General features: G+C 67.8%; 13 protein-coding genes and 1 pseudogene. 8 read left to right on the forward strand and 6 right to left on the reverse strand.

Annotated elements, in window-relative coordinates:
* The 5 genes from Q0S71_RS04705 to fetB form a co-directional block, all read left to right on the forward strand.
* The coding region (locus tag Q0S71_RS04705) for a ribonuclease E/G (protein ID WP_295992054.1) at positions 1 to 2,049 on the forward strand (2,049 nt) is incomplete at its 5' end.
* 156 nt (positions 2,050 to 2,205) lie between these two features.
* Positions 2,206 to 3,321 carry a GTP 3',8-cyclase MoaA gene (gene moaA / locus Q0S71_RS04710; RefSeq protein ID WP_295992055.1) on the forward strand — a complete coding sequence of 372 codons (1,116 nt, stop codon included), beginning with the start codon at positions 2,206 to 2,208 and terminating at the stop codon, positions 3,319 to 3,321.
* 1 nt (position 3,322) lies between these two features.
* Positions 3,323 to 5,257, forward strand: a complete 1,935-nt coding sequence (gene glp / locus Q0S71_RS04715) for a gephyrin-like molybdotransferase Glp (protein WP_295992056.1) — start codon at positions 3,323 to 3,325, stop codon at positions 5,255 to 5,257.
* A gap of 4 nt (positions 5,258 to 5,261) precedes the next feature.
* Positions 5,262 to 5,951 carry an ATP-binding cassette domain-containing protein gene (locus tag Q0S71_RS04720; protein WP_295992057.1) on the forward strand — a complete coding sequence of 230 codons (690 nt, stop codon included), beginning with the start codon at positions 5,262 to 5,264 and terminating at the stop codon, positions 5,949 to 5,951.
* 18 nt (positions 5,952 to 5,969) lie between these two features.
* Entirely contained in the window at positions 5,970 to 6,779 is an 810-nt protein-coding gene (gene fetB / locus Q0S71_RS04725) for an iron export ABC transporter permease subunit FetB (RefSeq protein WP_295992060.1), read from the forward strand.
* 7 nt (positions 6,780 to 6,786) lie between these two features.
* Here fetB and Q0S71_RS04730 read toward each other — a convergent pair whose 3' ends face one another.
* From Q0S71_RS04730 to cqsA, 4 genes are all read right to left on the reverse strand, one after another.
* Positions 6,787 to 8,808 carry an acyl CoA:acetate/3-ketoacid CoA transferase gene (locus tag Q0S71_RS04730; protein ID WP_295992064.1) on the reverse strand — a complete coding sequence of 674 codons (2,022 nt, stop codon included), beginning with the start codon at positions 8,806 to 8,808 and terminating at the stop codon, positions 6,787 to 6,789.
* 207 nt (positions 8,809 to 9,015) lie between these two features.
* Entirely contained in the window at positions 9,016 to 10,329 is a 1,314-nt protein-coding gene (locus Q0S71_RS04735) for a DNA recombination protein RmuC (RefSeq protein WP_295992067.1), read from the reverse strand.
* A 15-nt stretch (positions 10,330 to 10,344) separates the two neighbouring features.
* Positions 10,345 to 10,743 (reverse strand): group II truncated hemoglobin, encoded by a 399-nt coding sequence (locus Q0S71_RS04740; RefSeq protein WP_295992070.1) that lies wholly within the window; start codon positions 10,741 to 10,743, stop codon positions 10,345 to 10,347.
* 63 nt (positions 10,744 to 10,806) lie between these two features.
* Positions 10,807 to 12,057, reverse strand: coding sequence for an alpha-hydroxyketone-type quorum-sensing autoinducer synthase (gene cqsA / locus Q0S71_RS04745; RefSeq protein WP_295992072.1), 1,251 nt, complete (start codon positions 12,055 to 12,057; stop codon positions 10,807 to 10,809).
* A 158-nt stretch (positions 12,058 to 12,215) separates the two neighbouring features.
* On the opposite strand from cqsA, the gene Q0S71_RS04750 reads away from it, so the two are divergent.
* Complete coding sequence (locus Q0S71_RS04750) at positions 12,216 to 13,553, forward strand: HAMP domain-containing sensor histidine kinase (protein ID WP_295992076.1); 1,338 nt, start codon at positions 12,216 to 12,218, stop codon at positions 13,551 to 13,553.
* The gene (locus Q0S71_RS04755; RefSeq protein ID WP_295992079.1) at positions 13,520 to 14,536 is read left to right on the forward strand and encodes a response regulator; all 1,017 of its coding nucleotides are present in this window, start codon (positions 13,520 to 13,522) and stop codon (positions 14,534 to 14,536) included. The genes Q0S71_RS04750 and Q0S71_RS04755 overlap by 34 nt, the downstream gene beginning before the upstream one ends.
* Before the next feature lie 15 nt (positions 14,537 to 14,551).
* Here the strand turns inward: Q0S71_RS04755 and Q0S71_RS04760 are convergent, their stop codons facing one another.
* Together Q0S71_RS04760 and Q0S71_RS04765 are read right to left on the reverse strand one after the other, a co-directional pair.
* The gene (locus tag Q0S71_RS04760; protein ID WP_295992080.1) at positions 14,552 to 17,083 is read right to left on the reverse strand and encodes an FtsX-like permease family protein; all 2,532 of its coding nucleotides are present in this window, start codon (positions 17,081 to 17,083) and stop codon (positions 14,552 to 14,554) included.
* A gap of 42 nt (positions 17,084 to 17,125) precedes the next feature.
* Positions 17,126 to 18,139 carry an adenosine deaminase gene (locus Q0S71_RS04765; RefSeq protein ID WP_295992083.1) on the reverse strand — a complete coding sequence of 338 codons (1,014 nt, stop codon included), beginning with the start codon at positions 18,137 to 18,139 and terminating at the stop codon, positions 17,126 to 17,128.
* 533 nt (positions 18,140 to 18,672) lie between these two features.
* On the opposite strand from Q0S71_RS04765, the pseudogene Q0S71_RS04770 reads away from it, so the two are divergent.
* A pseudogene (locus Q0S71_RS04770) lies at positions 18,673 to 19,566 on the forward strand (PrkA family serine protein kinase); the annotation flags it as partial.

Raw genomic sequence — 19,566 nt, forward strand, 5'->3', positions numbered from 1 at the left:
CTGGGCGGCCTGATCGTGATCGATTTCATCGACATGGAAGTGGCCAAGAACCAGCGCGAAGTCGAACAGCGCCTGAAAGACGCGCTGCACCACGACCGCGCCCGCGTCCAGATGGGCAAGATTTCCCGCTTCGGCCTGATGGAACTGTCGCGCCAGCGCCTGCGTCCGTCGCTGTCCGAAGGCAGTCATGTGACCTGTCCGCGTTGCAACGGCACCGGCCACATCCGCGACACCGAATCGTCGGCCCTGCAAGTCCTGCGCATCATCCAGGAAGAGGCGATGAAGGAAAACTCGGCCACCATCCACGTGCAAGTGCCGGTCGACGTCGCCGCTTTCCTGCTCAACGAAAAGCGCGGCGAAGTGCTGAAGATCGAAAACCGCCACCGCATCGCCGTGATCCTGATCCCGAACAAGCATCTGGACACGCCGCACTACAAGCTCGAGCGCATCAAGCACGACGATCCGCGCCTCGAAGACAGCCAGGCCAGCTACACCCTGGCCGAGTCGGCCGAAACCGACATGGCTTACAGCAAGCGCCAGAAGGAAGAAGCCAAGCCGCGCCAGGAAGCCATGGTCAAGACCATCACCCCTGACCAGCCGGCACCTTTGGTCGAGCGCAAGCCGGCCGAAGCGGTCAAGGCCGCGCCGGTCGCCGCGCCGGTCGCGCCGGCCCAGAAAGGCTTCTTCGCCAAACTGGTCAGCATGTTCCTGCCTGAAAAAGAAACCCCCGTCCGCGCGCCGGTGGCACCGACCATCGTCACCAAGGCCGCTCCGGCCGGCGATCGCGGCGACCGCAACGCCCGTGGCCCGCGCGGCCGCAGCCGGAACGGCAAGCCGGGCAGCCGCGAGCGCGAAGAGCGCGAGCCGGGCGCCGCCGCCGCCGTCCGTCCCGCACAGGACGAGAACGCCAAGCCGGCCGACGCCGCCGTCCGTCCAGCCCGCCCACCGCGTCCGCCGCGCGAGCCGCGTGAAGCGCGCGACGGCGTGGCCGTCGAAGGCCAGGCGCCGCGCGAACGCGCCGAACGTCCGGAGCGCGCCGAGCGTCCCGAACGTGCTGAGCGCACGCCGCGTCCGCCGCGTGAACCACGCGAACCGCGTGGCGACAAGCTGGTGACGGAAGCGAAAACGGAAGAACTGGCATTGTCGGCCGTCGCCGGCGCAGCCGATGCGGCAGTCGTCCCAGCGCACGGCCCGGCCATCGACGCCGCCACCATCCTCAAGCCGGCGCTCAGCACCGGCCCTGAAGGCGAAGAAAACGAAGCGGCCGATGGCGAAGAACCGCGTCGTCGTCGTCGTCGCGGCGGCCGCAACCGCAATCGTCGCGACCGCGAAGGTGGCGAGGGTGTCGAAGGCGAAGGCGGCAATGAAGAGCAAGGCGAAGCCCACACTTCGACCGTCAGCTTCACCGTCGCGCCGGCCGAGACCGAAGGCCATGCCGCAGCGCCGGTGGTGGAAGCGGCAACGTCCGCCGCAGTGGTAACGCCGGTGGTAACGCCGGTGACAGCGGCCGTTGAAGCGATCGCCGCCGTTCCAGCGCCGGTCGACGCGGCCGTCGCCGCAACCGCAACCGCGGCCGAGCCTGTCGTCGCGGAACCGGTGCCTGTTGCCGAGTTTGCGTTCGCTGAAAAGCCGGCCGCTGAAGTATCCGCCGCTGCGATCGCTCCGCTGCTCGAAGTGCCAGTCGTGGTGGCGGAAGCCGCAGCGCCTGTCGCCGAGCCAGCCGCCGCCGTCACCGAAGTGGCGGCACCGGCAGCACCGGTCGTCGAAGCGGCGCCGGTAGTTGAAGCTCCGGCGCCCGTGGTCGCAGCAGCTCCGGCCCCAGCGGTCGAAGCCGCGGCACCGGCGGCGGTCGCACCATCGGCGCCCATCGACCTGCAGGCAGTGCTCGGCTCCGCCGGCCTGACGCTGGCCGGCACCGATCCCGCCAAGCTGCGCGCGGCACAGGAAGCGGCCGCCAACGCCGTCGCCCCGGTGCGTGTGCCGCGCGAGCGCAAGCCCGTGCAGCAGCAAGCCGAAGAGCCGCTGGTGCAAATCAACACCCGCCAGTAAGCGCCACGGGCCACGGCCCGCAAGCTGAACCAAAAGGGAAGCCATGTGCTTCCCTTTTTTCATGACACCGGCCCCTGTGCGATTCTCGCGCGCGTGCTATCGTAGCTGTCTTTGAAGCACACACGCTTCCGCATCAGGCAATATTGCAACCTATTCATGGCAGAAAAAATCATCATCCTGTCGGACAGCCGCAGCCCGGCCCCGGCCATCCCCGCGTTGCTGGAAACGCCGACCGGCAGCGTGAGGGATCAACTCGCCCGGCCGCTGCACGACCTGCGCATTTCCGTCACCGACCGCTGCAATTTCCGCTGCGTCTACTGCATGCCGAAGGCGCTGTTCGACAAGGACTATCAATATCTGCCGCATGATTCGCTGCTGTCGTTCGAGGAAATCACGCGCCTGGCCCAGCTGTTCATCGCCCACGGCGTCGAAAAAATCCGCCTCACCGGCGGCGAGCCGCTGCTGCGCAAGAATATCGAAAAGCTGGTCGGCATGCTCAGCGAATTGAAGACGCGCGACGGCGGCCGGCTCGACCTGACGCTGACCACCAACGCCTCGCTGCTGGCCAAGAAGGCGCAGTCGCTCAAGGACGCCGGGCTGCAACGCATCACCGTGTCGCTCGACGCGCTCGACGACGCCGTCTTCAAGCGCATGAACGACGTCGACTTCGCCGTCGACGACGTCCTGCGCGGCATCGACATGGCGCACCAGGTGGGCCTGGGCCCGATCAAGATCAACATGGTCGTCAAGGCCGGCATGAACGACCAGGAAATCCTGCCGATGGCGCGCCACTTCAGGCACACGCCCTACATCCTGCGCTTCATCGAATACATGGACGTCGGCGCCTCCAACGGCTGGAACCTGGCCGAAGTGATCCCGTCGGCGGAAATCGTCCGGCGCATCGGCGCCGAGCTGCCGCTGCTGCCGCTGCAAGCGAACTATCCGGGCGAGACGGCCGCGCGCTGGCGCTACGCCGACGGCGCCGGCGAGATCGGCCTGATCTCCAGCGTGACCGAGGCGTTTTGCCACGACTGCACCCGCGCGCGCCTGTCGACCGAGGGCAAGCTGTTCACCTGTTTGTTCGCCACCGGCGGCCACGATTTGCGCGCGCTGCTACGCGCCGGCCGCAGCGACGCCGAAATCTCCAGCGCCGTGGCCCAGTTGTGGCGCGCGCGCGGCGACCGCTATTCCGAACTACGCACCATCAACACCAGCGGCATCGAACGCTCCAGCCGCGCCAACAAAGTCGAAATGTCTTATATCGGGGGATAGTTTGTCATTCAAGCAAAAGGTCACGGCACTGATACTGGCGGGAGGGCGCGGCACCCGCATGGGCCGCGTCGACAAGGGTTTGCAACCGTTCCGCGGCGCCACGCTGGTGTCGCACGTGATGCGGCGGCTGGCGCCGCAGGTGGCCGCGCTGGCCATCAACGCCAACCGCAACCTGCCGCAGTACCAGGCCTTGTTTGCGTCCGACCCGGTGCCGGTGTGGCCCGATGAACTGGGCGGCTTCGAAGGCCCGCTGGCCGGCCTGCAAACCGGCTTGCGCCACTGCGGCACCGAACTGCTGGCGACCGCGCCGTGCGACTCGCCCTTCCTGCCCGCCGACCTGGTCGAACGCCTGCACGCCGCGCTGCTGGCCGACGACGCCGACCTGGCCATCGCCGTGACGATGGAAACGGACCAGGACGGCCGGCCCTACCGCCAGACCCACCCCGTCTTCACGCTGATGAAAACGGCCGTGCTGGCGCAGCTGAACGCCTACCTCGACACCGGCGCGCGCCGCCTGGACGGCTGGCACAAGGCGATCCGCGTGACCGAAGTGCTGTTCGACGACGCCGCCGCCTTCCGCAACCTCAACACGCTGGGCGAATTGCAGCACTACGAACGCGCCGCGCCGGAGGCGGCGCCGGTGCCCACCAGCGCCAGCGTGGCCGCCACCGCCGCCGGCTGCCTGTCCGCCTACGATCCCGAGGCGCTGTCGGTGGGCGATGCCCAGCGCATCATCGCCGATTTCATCGAGCCGATACAGGCCGTCGAACGCGTCGCGCTGCGCAGCGCCCTCGATCGCGTGCTGGCCGAGGACATCGTCTCGCCGATCTGCGTGCCGGCGCACGACAACTCGGCCATGGACGGCTACGCGCTGCGCGCCGCCGACCTGGCCGCCGACGCGCCGACCACGCTGCGCATCGCCGGCGTCGTCTACGCCGGCCGCCCGGTGGAGACGGCGCTCGCCCCCGGCGACTGCATGCGCATCATGACCGGCGGCGTGATGCCGGCCGGCGCCGACTGCGTGCTGCCGCAGGAACTGGCCACGGCCGTCGGCGCCACCAGCGTCACCATCGCGCCCGGCCTGCTGCGCGCCGGCGACAACCGCCGCCTGCGCGGCGAAGACCTGCACACCGGCAGCCCGGCTTTGGCCAAGGGCCGCATCGTGCGCCCGGCCGACCTGGGCCTGCTCGCCTCGCTCGGCATCGCCGAGGTGGCGGTGCGGCGGCGCCTGCGCGTGGCCTTCTTCTCGACCGGCGACGAACTGCGCTCCGTCGGCGACGCGCTCGATCCCGGCTGCGTCTACGACAGCAACCGCTACACGCTGTACGGCATGCTGCTGCGCCTGGGCTGCGACGTCATCGACATGGGCGTCGTCAGGGACGACCCGGCGGCGCTGGAGGCGGCCCTGCGCAGCGCCTGCGAAAACGCCGACGCCATCGTCACCTCGGGCGGCGTCTCGGTCGGCGCGGCCGACTACACCAAACAAATCATGGCCGCGCTGGGCGACGTCACGTTCTGGAAGCTGAACATGCGGCCCGGCCGCCCGCTCGCCTTTGGCAAAATCGCCTCGAACGGGCGCAGCGCCTTTTTGTTCGGCCTGCCCGGTAATCCGGTCGCGGTCATGGTCTCGTTCTACTGCTTCGCGCGCGCCGCGCTGCTGCGCATGATGGGCGTCGACGCCGGCGCCGCGCCGCCGCTGCTGCGCGCGCGCGCGTCCAGCGCGATCCGCAAAAAAATCGGCCGCACCGAATACCAGCGCGCCATCGTGCGCGGCGGCGCCGACGGCGCGCCCGAAGTGTGCATCACCGGCGCCCAGGGCTCCGGCATCCTGCGCTCGATGTCGCAGGCGAACTGCATGGTCGTGCTGCACGACGAACAGGGCGACGTGGCCGCCGGCGACATGGTCGACCTGATGCTGTTCGACGGCCTGGTATAAATTGATGACGGCCGAAATGACGGTCGGCGCGACGGCCCCCGCGAATTCCCCCATGACCGCGCGCCTGCAAATCAGCGCGCTGCGCTCGGCGCTGGCCGGACCGTTTTCGTTCGCGCTGGCGGCCGGCGAATGCCTGGCCGTGCTGGGGCCATCGGGCTCCGGAAAAAGCCTGCTGCTAAGGATGATCTGCGACCTCGATCCCAACAGCGGCGAGGCCTGGGTCGACGGCGCGGCACGCGCGCAGATGACGGCGCCGCAGTGGCGCGCCCGGGTCGTGTACCAGCCGGCCGAAGCGGCATGGTGGGAGCCGACGGCCGCCGCCCATTTCAAACCCGAACAGATGGAGCGGGTCCACGCGCTGCTGCCGCGATTGAATTTGTCGGCGGCGCTGCTGGACGCCGACATCGCCCGCCTGTCCACCGGCGAACGGCAGCGCATGGCGCTGATACGGTCGCTGGCCTGCGCGCCGCGCGTGCTGCTGCTCGACGAGCCGACCGCCGCGCTGGACGAAGACGCCATCGCCGCCACCGAAGCGTTGCTGAAGGCTGAACTGCAAGCCGGCCTGTCCATCGTCCTCGTCACGCATTCGCGGCAGCAGGCCGCGCGCCTGTGCCAGCGCCGCCTGCACATGCGCGAGCGCCGGCTGGCGGCGGCCGATGGCGACGGCGACGTCGACGGCATCGTCGCGCCATGAAAGCGCCATGAAAACAAGATGAGCGCGGCCTTCCACACCATCCAACCCGGCGCCGCCGATCTCGCCATCGCGGCCTCGCTGGTGCTGTTCGACGCCGTCATCTCGGCCCTGCTCGGCCTGCGCCTGCACAAGCAGGTGCTGTGGGCCGCGCTGCGCATGGTGGTGCAGCTGCTGCTGGTCGGCCTGGTGCTGCGCTGGGTCTTCGCCATCACCTCGCCGGCGGCCACGCTGGCCGTCGCCGCGCTGATGATCGTGGCCGCCGCGCGCGAGGTGGCCACGCGGCCCGCGCACGGCCTGCGCGGCTGGCCCGGCGTGTGGCTCAGCGTGGCCAGCGTCGGCCTGTCCAGCGTCGCCACCGTGATGCTCGCGCTGCTCACCGTGCTGCACCCGACGCCGTGGTACGACCCGCGCTACGCCATACCGCTGATCGGCATCGTGCTGGGCACCGTGCTCAACGCGGCCAGCCTGGGACTGGACACGTTCTACGGCGGCGTGGTCCACGCCCGCGCCGCCGTCGAAGCGCGGCTGGTGCTCGGCGCCACCCGCAACGAGGCGCTGGCGCCGCTGGTGCGCGACTCGATCCGCAAGGGCCTGATCCCCATCATCAACCAGATGTCGGCGGCCGGCATCATCACCCTGCCCGGCATCATGACCGGCCAGATTTTGGCCGGCATGGACCCGATGGACGCGGTGCGCTATCAAATCCTGCTGATGTTTTTGCTGGCCGGCGGCAGCGGCATCGCGGCCACCGGCGCGGTCTACATGGCGGCGCGCGCCGTCACCGACGAACGGCACCGGCTGCGGCTCGAGCGCCTGGGGTCACATTAAATTCACATCAAGGTGGCCCCGGGTTCGCATCGTCGGCCGCGTCGCCCTGCAAGCGTGACAGCGCTTCGGCCGCATTCGCAAACAGCGCCGGATCTTTTTCGATGCGGCGGAAGGCGCGGCCCAGGCAGGCGCGCATGAAGGTGCTGTGCGTATAGCGCGTGACCTTGCTGTAATAGCGCTCGGTCAAGCCGTCGACCATGGCCACGTAATCGTCCATCAGGTCGGGCGCGATGGAAAAATTATCGTAGTTGATGATGGCCGCGACCTTGCGCCCCAGCGGCGCCAGGCGCGCCGCCACCATGTCGGCGATGGCGGTGATGGTGGCGGCGTCGCCGACGTCGAAATTTTCGAAGTTGACGAAGAAGCGCTGCTGCCGCGCGTCGTAGATCAGGCGCTGCTCCAGCGGCTGCGCCAGGAAATCGGCGCGCCAGCCCATCGCCGCCGGCGCGAAGATGCGCGCGTCCATCGTCTTGAGCGCCGCGCCCAGCTGCGGCCGGAAATCCATCTGCGCATAAATGTCGCGTTCCAGATCGATGCCCGGCGCGATCTCGATCAGCTCCAGCCCTTGCGGCGTCAGGCGGAACACGCAGCGCTCCGTGATGAACAGCGCCGTCTGGCCGCGCGCCACCGCGTACTCGCCGCTGTAGGTGCGGTGCTCGACTTCCTCGACGAATTTGCGCGACGCGCCCTCCCGCGCGATGCGCAGCCGGCCGCCGTCCACCGCCACCTGCAAGCCGCCGGCGGTGAAGGTGCCGATGAAGACCACCTTCTTCGCGTTCTGGCTGATGTTGATGAAGCCGCCGGCGCCGGCCAGCCGGTCGCCGAATTTGCTGACATTGAGGTTGCCGTGCCGGTCAGCCTGCGCCAGCCCGAGGAAGGCGACATCGAGGCCGCCGCCGTCGTAGAAGTCGAACTGGGACGGCTGGTCGATGATGGCGTCGGCGTTGGTGGCGGCGCCGAAGTTCAAGCCGCCGGCGGGCAGGCCGCCGATCACGCCCGGTTCCGCCGTCAGCGTCACCAGGTCGAGCAGCTGCTCCTCCGCCGCGACGTTGGCCACGCCCTCCGGCATGCCGATGCCGAGATTGACGACGCTGTTCGGCCGCAGCTCCATGAGCGCGCGGCGCGCGATGATCTTGCGCTCCGACAGCGCCATCGGCGCGATGCTCGACAGCGGCACCCGCAGCTCGCCGGCGTAGGCCGCGCTGTATGGCTCGGCGAAGGTCTGCATGTGATATTCGGGCTTTTCCGCCACCACCACGCAGTCGACCAGGATGCCGGGTATCTTCACCTGGCGCGCGTTGAGGGTGCCGCGTTCGGCGATGCGCTCGACCTGCACGATGACGATGCCGCCCGAATTGTGCGCCGCCATGGCGATCGCCAGCGCTTCGAGCGTCAGCGCCTCGCGCTCCATCGTCACGTTGCCGTTGGCGTCGGCCGTGGTGCCGCGGATGATGCCGACGTGGATAGGCTGGGCCTTGTAGAACAGCTGCTCCTTGCCGCCCAGCGTGGTCAGCTCCACCAGCTCCTCGGTGGTGCGGGCGTTGATCTTGCCGCCGCCGTGGCGCGGGTCGACGAAGGTGCCGAGGCCGACGTGCGTGAGCAGCCCCGGTTTGCCGGCGGCGATGTCGCGGAACAGCTGGCTGATGACGCCCTGCGGCAGGTTGTAGGCTTCGATCTTGTTGGCCATGGCCAGCTGCTGCAGCTTGGGCACCAGCGCCCAGTGGCCGCCGACGACGCGCTTAATCAAACCTTCGTGCGCGAGGTGATTGAGGCCGCGCTGCCGGCCGTCGCCCTGGCCGGCCGCGTAGACCAGGGTCAGGTCGCGCGGGTGGCCGCCGCCGTCGGTGGCGAGGAAGCGCTGTTCGAGGGCGACGGCGATGTTTTCCGCGAAGCCGACGCCGACGAAGCCGCCGGTGGCGATGGTGTCGCCGTCGCGTATCTGGGCGACGGCGTCGGCGGCGCTGACGATCTTGTCGCGCCGGATGGCCGGCATGCCGGCGGCGTTCAAGGCGAGGCTGCGACTGGGCATGGCATGCTCCTTTAAGCGGCGCGACTGATACGCGCGGGTCAGTCTTTCCAAGCTGTGCGGAATCCGGGTCCCGACATTCGAAGTCAGACCCCGCTACCGTTCGGCGGCCGTATTCAACGCCTGCGAGAGCGGGGTCTGACCCCGATGCCACGCCGCCGCCGCATTCATATCAGCATCCACTTCCACGCTCGCATTCAGATTCACACCTTACGCCGCGTCGCTCTCGCCTTCCAGCTCGGCGCCCAGCAGCAGCTGGGCCGCTTCGCTCGGCAGCGCTTCGACCGACTTCAGTTTGCGCGCCATCTGGCGGCTGCGCGTCTCGGCGCTTTCGATATTCTTGGCGGCCCGTTCCAGCGTCGTCCTGGTCGCGGCCAGCACGTCGCCGAATTTGGAGAACTCGGTCTTGACCGCGCCCAGCACCTGCCACACTTCGGACGAGCGCTTTTCCAGCGCCAGCGTGCGGAAGCCCATCTGCAAACTATTGAGCAGCGCCGACAGGGTCGACGGCCCGGCGATGCTGATGCGGTGCACGCGCTGCAATTCGTCGGCCAGTCCGGGACGCCGCATCACTTCCGCATACAGCCCCTCGGTCGGCAAAAACAAGATGGCGAAGTCGGTGGTCTGCGGCGGCGACAGGTATTTTTCGGCGATGGTTTTGGCCTCGCCGCGCACCGCCCGTTCCAGCTCGCGGCCGGCCAGCGCCACGCCGTCGGCGTCGGCCCGCTCGGCCGCGTCGAGCAGGCGCTCGTACTGCTCCTTCGGGAACTTGGCGTCGATCGGCATCCACACCGGCGCGCCGCCGTCGACGTGGCCGGGCAGCTTGAGCGCGAACTCCACCCGCGCGCCGCTGCCGGCGATGGTCTCGACGTTCTTCGCGTACTGCTCCGGCGTCAGCACCTGCTCGAGCAGCATTTCGAGCTGCACCTCGCCCCAGGTGCCGCGCGTTTTCACGTTGGTCAGCACCCGCTTCAAGTCGCCCACGCCCAGCGCCAGCTGCTGCATTTCGCCCAGGCCCTGGTGCACCCGTTCGAGCCGCTCCGAGACCTGCTGGAACGATGCGCTCAAGCGCGTCTCCAGCGTCGCGTGCAGTTTTTCGTCGACCGTCTTGCGCATCTCTTCGAGCCGCGCGCCGTTGTCCGTCTGCAGATCGCGGATCTTGGTTTCCAGCGTGGCCCGCACTTCGGCCATGCGCTCGTTCATCGCCTCGGCGAAGCGCTTCAGGTTCAGCGACTGTTCTTCGCGCCCGCTGTGGCCTTGGGTTTCGATCTGGCGCCGCATCGCCTCGAATTGCTGCACGGTGGCCGCGTGGGCCTGCGACAGATGCTGGCCCATGTCCTGGCGCGTGGCCTGCGCGGTCGTTTGCAGCTGCATGCGCACTTCGCGTTCGACGCGCTCGATCCGTTCGGCCAGGCCGCCGCCGGCGTCGGCCGCCGCGCCGCGCGCGCGCAGCAGCGCCGCCAGCTGCAAACCGATCACGATCAGCAGCGCCGCCAGCAGGATGAAAAATTCAGTCTGGTTCATAAATATCGCTAAAGGTTAATCGGGCTTGTTGCGCATCCAGTCGGCGGTTTGATAGAACGATTCCATCAGCCGCAATCGCAGCGCTTCGTCGATGCCGACATCGTCCATCGCCCACGCCATCGCTTGCAGCCACTGGTCGCGTTCCACGGTGCCGATGGCGAACGGCATGTGGCGCGCGCGCAGGCGCGGGTGGCCGTTGCGTTCGATGTAGGTGTCGGGGCCGCCCATCCAGCCGCACAAAAACAGGAACAACTGTTCGCGCGCGTGCTCCAGCGTGGGCGGGTGGACCGCGCGCAGCACGGCGAATTGCGGCTCCAGGTCCATCAAATCATAAAACCGGTCGACCATGTCGCGCACGCGCGTTTCGCCGCCGATCACTTCGTAGAGGGAGAGTGGTTCAGTCATAGCCGCCATGATAGCGCACCATGTGGCGCCACGCGACGGCCGGCCACGCATTCGGCCACTCTCCCGGCCGGGTCAGACCAGCGCCAGGCGGCGCAGGCGGCGCGTCGACGACCAGTTTTCCAGGTCGACTTCCTCGCGCGCGTCGGCGCAGGCGGCGAGCAGCGCCGCGATCTCGGCGGCGCTCAGGCCCGAGTTCAGCGTCAGGCGCAGCAGCGAACGGTTTTTCGGCGTGGCCGGCGCGGCGAAGGTGGCGCCGTAGATGCCGCGCCGTTCCAGCGCCTTGCGGATCTTCATCGTCATCGGTTCCGGCCCGCCTTCGAGGGCGATGATTTGTTCGCTGCCGTCGTTGACGTTGTAGCCCAGCCGGCGCAGGCCGTCGCGGATCTCGTGCGTGTGGCGGCGCAGCGCGGCGCGGCGATCGGCGGCGGCGGCGATGAAGTCGATGGCGGCGTCGAACCACGCCAGTTCGTGCGCCAGCAGGCAGGAGCTGAAGATGGCCGGGCGCGACTCGCAGCCGAAGTAACCCTTGAATTTGCTGGAGCAGGTGAAGAAGCCGGCGCGGCCGGCGAAGGCCTTGGCCAGCGAGGCGGTGCGGAAGTGCACCCGCTCGCTCAGCCCCAGTGCGGCCACCAGGCCGGCGCCGCGCGGGCCGTGCGTGCCCAGCGAATGCGATTCGTCGACCACCAGCAGGCAGCCGCCGCGCTCGGCCAGTTCGACCAGTTCGACCAGCGGCGCGACGCTGCCGTTGGTGCTGTAGATGGCGTCGACGACGATGACGCCGCCGCCGTGCTTGGCGACCTGGCGGCGCAGGTGGTCGAGGTCGTTGTGCATGAAGGTCACGGCCGGGGCGCCGGCCGAGTGCGCGCCTTCCCACAGCGAGGCGTGGGCCTGCATGTGGAGGTAGACCGGGATACCGGGGCCGGCCAGCGACTGCACCAGGCCGACGTTGACGGCCCAGCCCGACTGGCCCAGCACGCCATCCTCGGCGCCCATGTGGCGCGCCATCTTCCGCTCCAGCCGGTGCTGCGGGCTTTCATCGTTCATGAACACGGCCGACATCAGCAGCTCGCCCTGGCTCGCCTCCAGGCTGCGCATCTGCGCGCCGACCAGGCTGGCCTCGCCGCTCAGGCACAGGTAATCGTTACCGGCCAGGAACAGCGCATCGGCCGGGGCCGGTTGCCAGGCGGTCGGATGGTGGCCGCCCAGCAGCTTTTCGATGCGCGTCACATAGTGTTCATGCATGCGGCTGGTGACATAGTCCGGCATGCGCTGCTCGGCGGCGTGACGGTGATGATGGGTGTTCTCTGAGCTTGCTGTGGTCATACGTTCTCCCTGAAAAGTGATAAGTCATGAGCTGCAGCAAGACGTTGAGGCCTGGCGCCCATCGGGAGCTTGATATGGATCAATACTGGTTCGGATAGGTCCTACGGCCCCCTCAATTCGGATGATGATGCACCATTGATCAACATCAAGGTAACGTCATGAACCTCGGATCGCGCCTACCCGCCGGACGCTGGCGACGGCTCCCCACGCTGGCCTGGACCACGCTGGCCTGGCCCACCTGGCCGGCGCGCCAGCCCCGGCCCGCCCATGCCACCACGCGCGTGAAAACGCTGTGCCTGATCGGCGCCGCCGCCAATCCCCTGTGCTATCTGGTGTGGCACCGGCTGTGGCCCGAAACCTACGAATCGCTGCCGCTGCGCGCGGTCGCCGTCGCGCTCTGCCTGGCCAGCGTGGGCGCGCAGCGCTTTTCGCGGCGCGGCCTGCGGCTCTACCAGATCGTCGTGTTCAGCTATGCGCTGAGTTTTTTCTTCACCTTCATGTGCCTGATGAACCACGCCTCGCCGGTATCGGCCGAGGCGCTGCTGGTGAGCCTGATCGTGTTGTTCCACTTCAACATGGGCATCGCCACCCTGTCCTACCTGATCGGCACCACGCTGGCCTGCCTGGCCGTGGCCGCGCTCGGCCATGCCGAACTGTTGCTCAGCAAAGCCGTGCTGCAACAGTTGCCGGTCCATTGCTTCGCCATCGCCGCGCTGTCGGCCACCAAGGTCAGCCGCAACGCCCTGGAACGGGAAAGGCTGGCCGGCCTCGGCGCCGGCCTGGCCACCGTGGCCCACGAACTGCGCACGCCGCTCGTCAGCATCGACGCCAATGTGCGCGGCCTGGTCCGCGTACTGAGCGCCCCGGCCGCGCGGCCCGAGGAGCGCGGCGCCACGCTCGACGCGCTCAACCGCATCCAGTTCGAGGCGCGCCACATGAACCACATGGTCGACCTGTTCCTGCTCAGCGCCACGGCCGTCAACCGCAACCTGCGCCCGACCGAAACGGTGTCGATGGCGGCCGTGGTCGACGCCGTGCTGCGGCGCTACCCGTTCACCGGCGGCACGCCGCCGCACGCGGTGGCGGTCGACGTCAAGCACGACTTCCACTACGCCGGCCAGCAGGAACTGTCGGTGGTGATCCTGCTGAACCTGCTGCGCAACGCGCTCAAGGCGGTGCAGCGCGCCGGCAAGGGCCGGGTGCGCATCGTCGTCGACGGCGCGCGCGCCACGCCGCGCCTGCTGGTGATCGACACCGGCTGCGGCGTGGCGACTGCCCATCTGCCGCTGATCTTCCAGCGCTTCTTCACCCATCCGCCGCAGCACGGCACCGGCATCGGCCTGGCGCTGTGCCGCGACATCATGCAGGCCTGGAACGCCCGTATCCGCTGCGTGTCGCGCGAGGCTGCTTACGCGATTTTTGTGTTGGAATTCCCCAAGCCCAAGACCATTTCAGGTGAGCCATGCAATTTCCCATCTACAGCCATCCCACGCTGACCGTGCTGGTCGACGACAGCGACTCGTTTTTAAAAAGCCTGTCCTTCCAGCTCGACCCGCAACTGGTCAGCACGACCTTTTACGACAGCCGCAGCGCGCTCGCCTGGCTCGAACGCCAGGGCGGCGGGCGGGCCGGCGCGCCGCCGCTGCACGTCAATTACGACACCCAGAACCAGGCGCAGGACCAGTGCAACGTGGCCGTCGACCTGGAGCGCATCTACCGCATCGCCGAGCGGTCCGAGCGCTTCGCCACGCCGGCCGTGCTGGTGGTCGACTACTCGATGCCGCAGATGAACGGCATCGAGTTTTGCGCGGCGCTGCGCCACCTGCCCTGCAAGAAAATTCTGTTCACCGGCGCGGCCGATGAGAAAATCGCCGTCAACGCCTTCAACCGCGGCCTGATCGACCGCTACATCCAGAAAAGCGCCGTGCACGCGCTCGACACGCTGGAGCAGGAAATCGCGGCCCTGCAAGCGGACTATTTTTCGGCCCGCTCCGAGACGCTGCGCGACCTGGTGGTGCTGCACCACTATCCCTTCATGCGCGATGCGGCGATCGCCGCGCTGGCGCGGGAACTGGCGCTCAGCATGGGCTTCGTCGAACATTATATTTTCCCGAATCCGACCGGCATCCTGTTCCTCGACCGCGACGGCAAGGCCACGCTGATGATCATCGAAACCGAACAGGGCATGCAGGCCCAGTACGAGATCGCGCGCGACAGCGACGCGCCGCCGTCGCTGCTCGACGCGCTGCTGGAGCGGCGCGTGCTGCCGTTTTTCTCGGACCCGTACGGCGACGGCATGTACGCGCGCGGCATGGGCGACAACTGGCACCGCTATTGCGCGCCGCCGCGGCTGTGCCAGGGACAGCAGCTGTACTTCTGGGCGCTGTTCGAGCTGCCGGCGCACTACTTCGCCGCGCCGGTGTTTTCCTATGCGCAGTTCCTGCGCGAGCGCCACGCGCCGGGCGCCATGGCGGCCTGACGCCGGCCCACCGACTCAGGCTTCGCGCAGCGTCTGCAAGGGCGGCTTGCGCAGCACGCCGCGCAGGCCTAGCCAGCCGCCGGCGATGGCGCACAGCGCGCCGGCCATCAAGCCGATCAGCCACACTTCGGGATGGAACATCCAGGCGAACTTGAACTGGAAGGTGGCCAGGCCCCAGCCCATCGCCGCCGCGCCGCTGGCGGCCAGCAGGCCGGCCAGCGCGCCGACCAGGGCGAACTCGATCAGCTGGGCCTGCGACAATTGGCGGCGCGTGGCGCCCAGCGCGCGCAGCAGGCCGGCCTCGCGCGTGCGCTCGTCCTGCGAGCCCATCAGCGCCGCGTACAGCACCAGCACGCCGGAAGCGAGCGTGAAGGCGAACAGGAATTCGACCGCCGTCACCACCTGGTCGAGCACCGCCTGGATCTGCCGCAGCACGCCGCCGACGTCGACCACGGTCAAATTGGGATCGTCGCGCGTGAGCGCGTTCATCAGCGCGCCCTGCCGCGGCGGCAGGTGGAAGGCCGTGATCCAGCTTTGCGATTCCTCCGCCAGCGCCCGGGGATTGAGGATGACGAAGAAGTTGACCCGCATCGAGCCCCATTCCAGCTTGCGCAGGCTGGTGATTTTGGCGTCGACCGGCGTGCCGGCGATGTCGAAGCGCAGCGTGTCGCCGAGCTTGAAGTGCAGCGTCTTGGCGATGCCCTCCTCGACCGACGCCTCCGGCGCGCCGGCCTGGTCGGCGAACCAGCGGCCGGCGACGATCTGGTTGCCGGCCTGCATTTGCGCCATCGTCGACAGGTTGAACTCGCGGTCTGCCAGGCTGCGGGCGCGGTCGTCGCTATACGTCTGTTCGGTGACGGGCGCGCCGTTCACCGCCGTCAGCCGGCCCCGTATCATCGGATATTGCGGCGCGTCGAGCACGCCGGCGCGCGCCAGCCGGGCCGCGATGTCGGCGCGCTGCTCGGGCTGGATGTTGATGATGAAGCGGTTGGGCGCGTCCGGCGGCGTGGCGCTGCGCCAGGCCGACATCAAATCGCCGCGCACCACCGTCAGCACCAGCAGCGCCATCAGGCCCAGCGCCAGCGACACGATCTGCACGATGGTGGCGCCCGGCCGGCGCTGCAGCGACGTCAGCGCGAAGCGCCAGCTTTGATGGTCGACCGCGCCGCGCAGCGATTTCAAGGTTTTCAACGCCAGCCAGCCGACCAGGCCGAAGACGGCGAAGGCGGCCAGGAAGCCGAGCGCCGTGTACAGCGCCAGCTGGGCGTCGCCGGCCTGCCACAGCAGCAGCACCACGAAGGCGACCAGGCCGAGGCCGTAGGTCGCCAGCGCCAGCGCCCGGGGCGCGTCCTGCTCGCGGCGCAGCACGCGGTTGTGCGGCACGTTGCGCAGCTGGAGTATCGGCGGCAGCGCGAAGCCGAGCAGCAACAGCATGCCGGTGGCCACGCCTTGCAGCGCCGGCAGCGCGGTCGGCGCCGGCAGGTCGGCCGCCACCAGCTTGCCCAGCACGTCGAGCAGCACGTAGTGGCCGCCGAAGCCGACGGCCACGCCCAGCAGGCTGCCGGCCAGGCCGACCAGCAGGAATTCGATCAGATACATCAGCGTGACCTGGTTTTGCGTCAGGCCCAGGCAGCGCAGCATGGCGCAGGCGTCCATGTGGCGCAGCATGAAGCGGCGCGCCGCCATCGCCACGGCGACCGCCGCCAGCATCGCCGACAGCAGGCCGACCAGCGACAGGAAGCGGCCGGCGCGGTCCAGCGTGGCGCGCATTTCGGGCCGCCCCGTTTCCAGCGACTCGATCCGCACGCCCTTGACGTTGGCGTCCTTGATTTGCGCTTGCAGCCAGGTGTCGTAGGCGGCAGCGCGCGGCAGCTGGTCCAGCGTCGGCGCCGCGACCAGCATTCGGTAGTTGACGCGCGAGCCGGGCTGGATCAGCTGCGTGGCCGGCAGGTCGGCCAGCGCCAGCATGACGCGCGGCGCGAAGCTGAGGAAGGAGGCGCCGCGGTCCGGCTCGGAGGCGATCAGCCGCGTCACCTTGAAGGTTTTTTCGCCGAGCTTGAGGTCGTCGCCGAGGCGGATTTTCAGACCGTCGAGCAGGCCGGCGTCTATCCACACCGTGCCGGGCGCGGGCGTGCCGACGGCCACCGTGCCCAGGCTTTGCTCGGCCTGCGCCGGGTCGGTGGTGAGCTTGAGCGCGCCGCGCAGCGGGTAGCCGGGGCCGACCGCCTTGATGGCCGCCAGCAGCGCGAGCGACTGCTCGCCGGCGCCGGCCTGCGCCATGCTGGGGAAGGCCACCGTGTCGGCGATGAGCAGGCCGGCCTGGCGCGCCTGCGCGCGCCAGGCCGGCGCCACCGGCTGGTCGGCGCTGACGACGACGTCGGCCCCGAGCAGCTGGTGGGCGTCGCGTTCGAGGCCGGAGCGCAGGCGGTCGATAAAGAAGTTGGAGGCCGACAGCGCCGCCACCGCCACCGTCAGCGCGATCAACAGGAAGCGCAGCTGGCCGGCGCGCCAGTCGCGCGCCGTCATTTTCAAGGCTAGTGTGAACATGGAACTCGATTCAAAAAATCAGTCAGCGATGGCAAGCGATACTCACACCGCCGCGGCGGCGAAAAAGGCGTCGACCTCGTCGAGCAGCTGCTGCTTGCGCGCGGCCGGCAGGAAGGCGGCGCTGAAGCTGTTGCGCGCCAGCCGCTGCGCGTGCGACAGGCCCAGCGGCAGCGCGTCGAACGCGGCGATGAAATTATCGTTCATATAGCCGCCGAAATAAGCCGGGTCGTCCGAATTGACGGTGGCGGCCAGTCCGGCGTCGAGCAGCTGCACCAGATTGTGCTGTTCCATCCGGTCGAACACGCGCAGCTTGACGTTCGACAGCGGACACACGGTCAGCGCGATCTGCTCGCGCGCCAGGCGCCGCGTCAGCGCCGCGTCTTCCAGGCAGCGCACGCCGTGGTCAATGCGCTCCACGTGCAGCACGTCGAGCGCCGTGGCGATATAGGCCGGCGGCCCCTCCTCGCCGGCGTGGGCCACCAGGTGCAGGCCCAGCGCCTTGCTGCGGGCGAACACGCGGGCGAACTTTTCCGGCGGATGGCCGACCTCGGACGAATCGAGGCCGACACCGATGAGCTGGTCGCGATACGGCAGCGCCGCCTCCAGCGTGGCCAGCGCCTCGTCTTCCGACAAGTGGCGCAGGAAACACATAATCAGCGTGGCGCTGACCGTGCTGTCGCGGCAGGCGCGGGCGATGCCGCCGATGACGGTGCCGATGTCGACCCCGCGCGCCGTGTGCGTCTGCGGGTCGAAAAAGATTTCGGCGTGGCGCACATGGTCCAGGGCGGCCCTGGCCAGGTAGGCGGCCGTCATGTCGTAAAAGTCTTGTTCTTGCAACAGCACGCTGGCGCCGGCGTAGTAAATATCGAGGAACGATTGCAGGTCGGTGAAGGCGTAGGCGGCGCGCAGCTGCTCGACCGAGCCGTAGGCCAGCGCCACGCCGTTGCGCTCGGCCAGCGCGAAGATCAGTTCCGGCTCCAGCGAGCCTTCTATGTGGATGTGCAATTCGGCTTTCGGCATCTGTTGCACGATGGCGCGCAATTGGTCGTTCATCATGGGACGGGTTCCTGTGTAGGGTGGGACTAGGGTGGAGACGGTGCGATGGCTGCCATCTTAGCGCATCGCCGCGACGCTGAAAATTATCGCAATTTGCGCGTGCGTCAGCACGGCCAGGACAGGCGTGATAATGTGGCACAAGCACGGCGCGAGTGTGGCATTATTGAGCGATAAAAATGTCTTTAAATCCATTAAAAATCCCAGGAATTTTTACACTTATTCGTTTTAAATCAAATACTTACAACTATGTATTAACGATATTACGACATATCTTTTGACTTCCTGAACCAATAGAGCAATAATAAATTTCAACAGCGTAAGAAGCGTTACGAACTGCACATAAAAAGGCCCGCCTACTGTCTCCAGCGCGCGGCAGCGCAGCTCAGTTCCAGGCCCGGGCAATCCGGGCCGCCACGGGGGAAGCTGGCAACACATAATAAAAACGAGTCCAGCATTGCACAGGCCAGGCAGCGGCCACAGAACCGATTGCCGACGATACAGTGACTAGCAGGTTTACATTAAAGGACATTCAAATGACCATTTTTGACAACTACGCCGCGCGCTACGAACGCACCAAGGAAGAAGAAATGTCGATGGGCGAGTATCTGGCGCTCTGCAAAAAGGACAAGCTGACCTACGCCAGCGCGCCCGAGCGCATGCTGGCCGCCATCGGCGAGCCGACGCTGGTCGACACGCGCAACGATACCCGGCTGTCGCGCATCTTCGCCAACAAGATCATCAAGATTTATCCGGCCTTCCGCGAGTTCTACGGCACCGAGGAGGTGATCGAGCAGGTGGTGTCCTACTTCCGCCACGCCGCCCAGGGGTTGGAGGAGCGCAAGCAAATCCTGTATCTGCTGGGACCGGTCGGCGGCGGCAAGTCCTCGATCGCCGAAAAGCTCAAGTCGCTGATGGAGCATGTGCCGTTTTATTGCCTGAAAGGGTCGCCGGTCAACGAGTCGCCGCTGGGCCTGTTCAAGGAAGAGGAGGACGGCGTGCTGCTGGAGGAGGATTACGGCATCCCGCGGCGCTACCTGCGCAACATCCCCAGCCCGTGGGCCGTCAAGCGCCTGCATGAATTCAACGGCGACATCAACCAGTTCCGCGTCGTCAGGCGCTATCCGTCCGTGCTCAAGCAGGTCGCCATTTCGAAAACGGAACCGGGCGACGAAAACAACCAGGATATTTCCTCGCTGGTCGGCAAGGTCGACATCCGCAAGCTGGAGGACTATTCGCAGGACGATCCCGACGCCTACAGCTATTCCGGCGGCCTGTGCCTGGCCAACCAGGGCTTGATGGAATTCGTCGAAATGTTCAAGGCGCCGATCAAGGTGCTGCACCCGCTGCTGACGGCCACCCAGGAAGGCAACTACAAGGGCACGGAAGGCTTCGGCGCCATCCCCTTCGACGGCATCATCCTGGCCCAC

This window comes from Rugamonas sp., from assembly GCF_025354735.1.
Classification (GTDB): Bacteria; Pseudomonadota; Gammaproteobacteria; order Burkholderiales; family Burkholderiaceae_D; genus Rugamonas.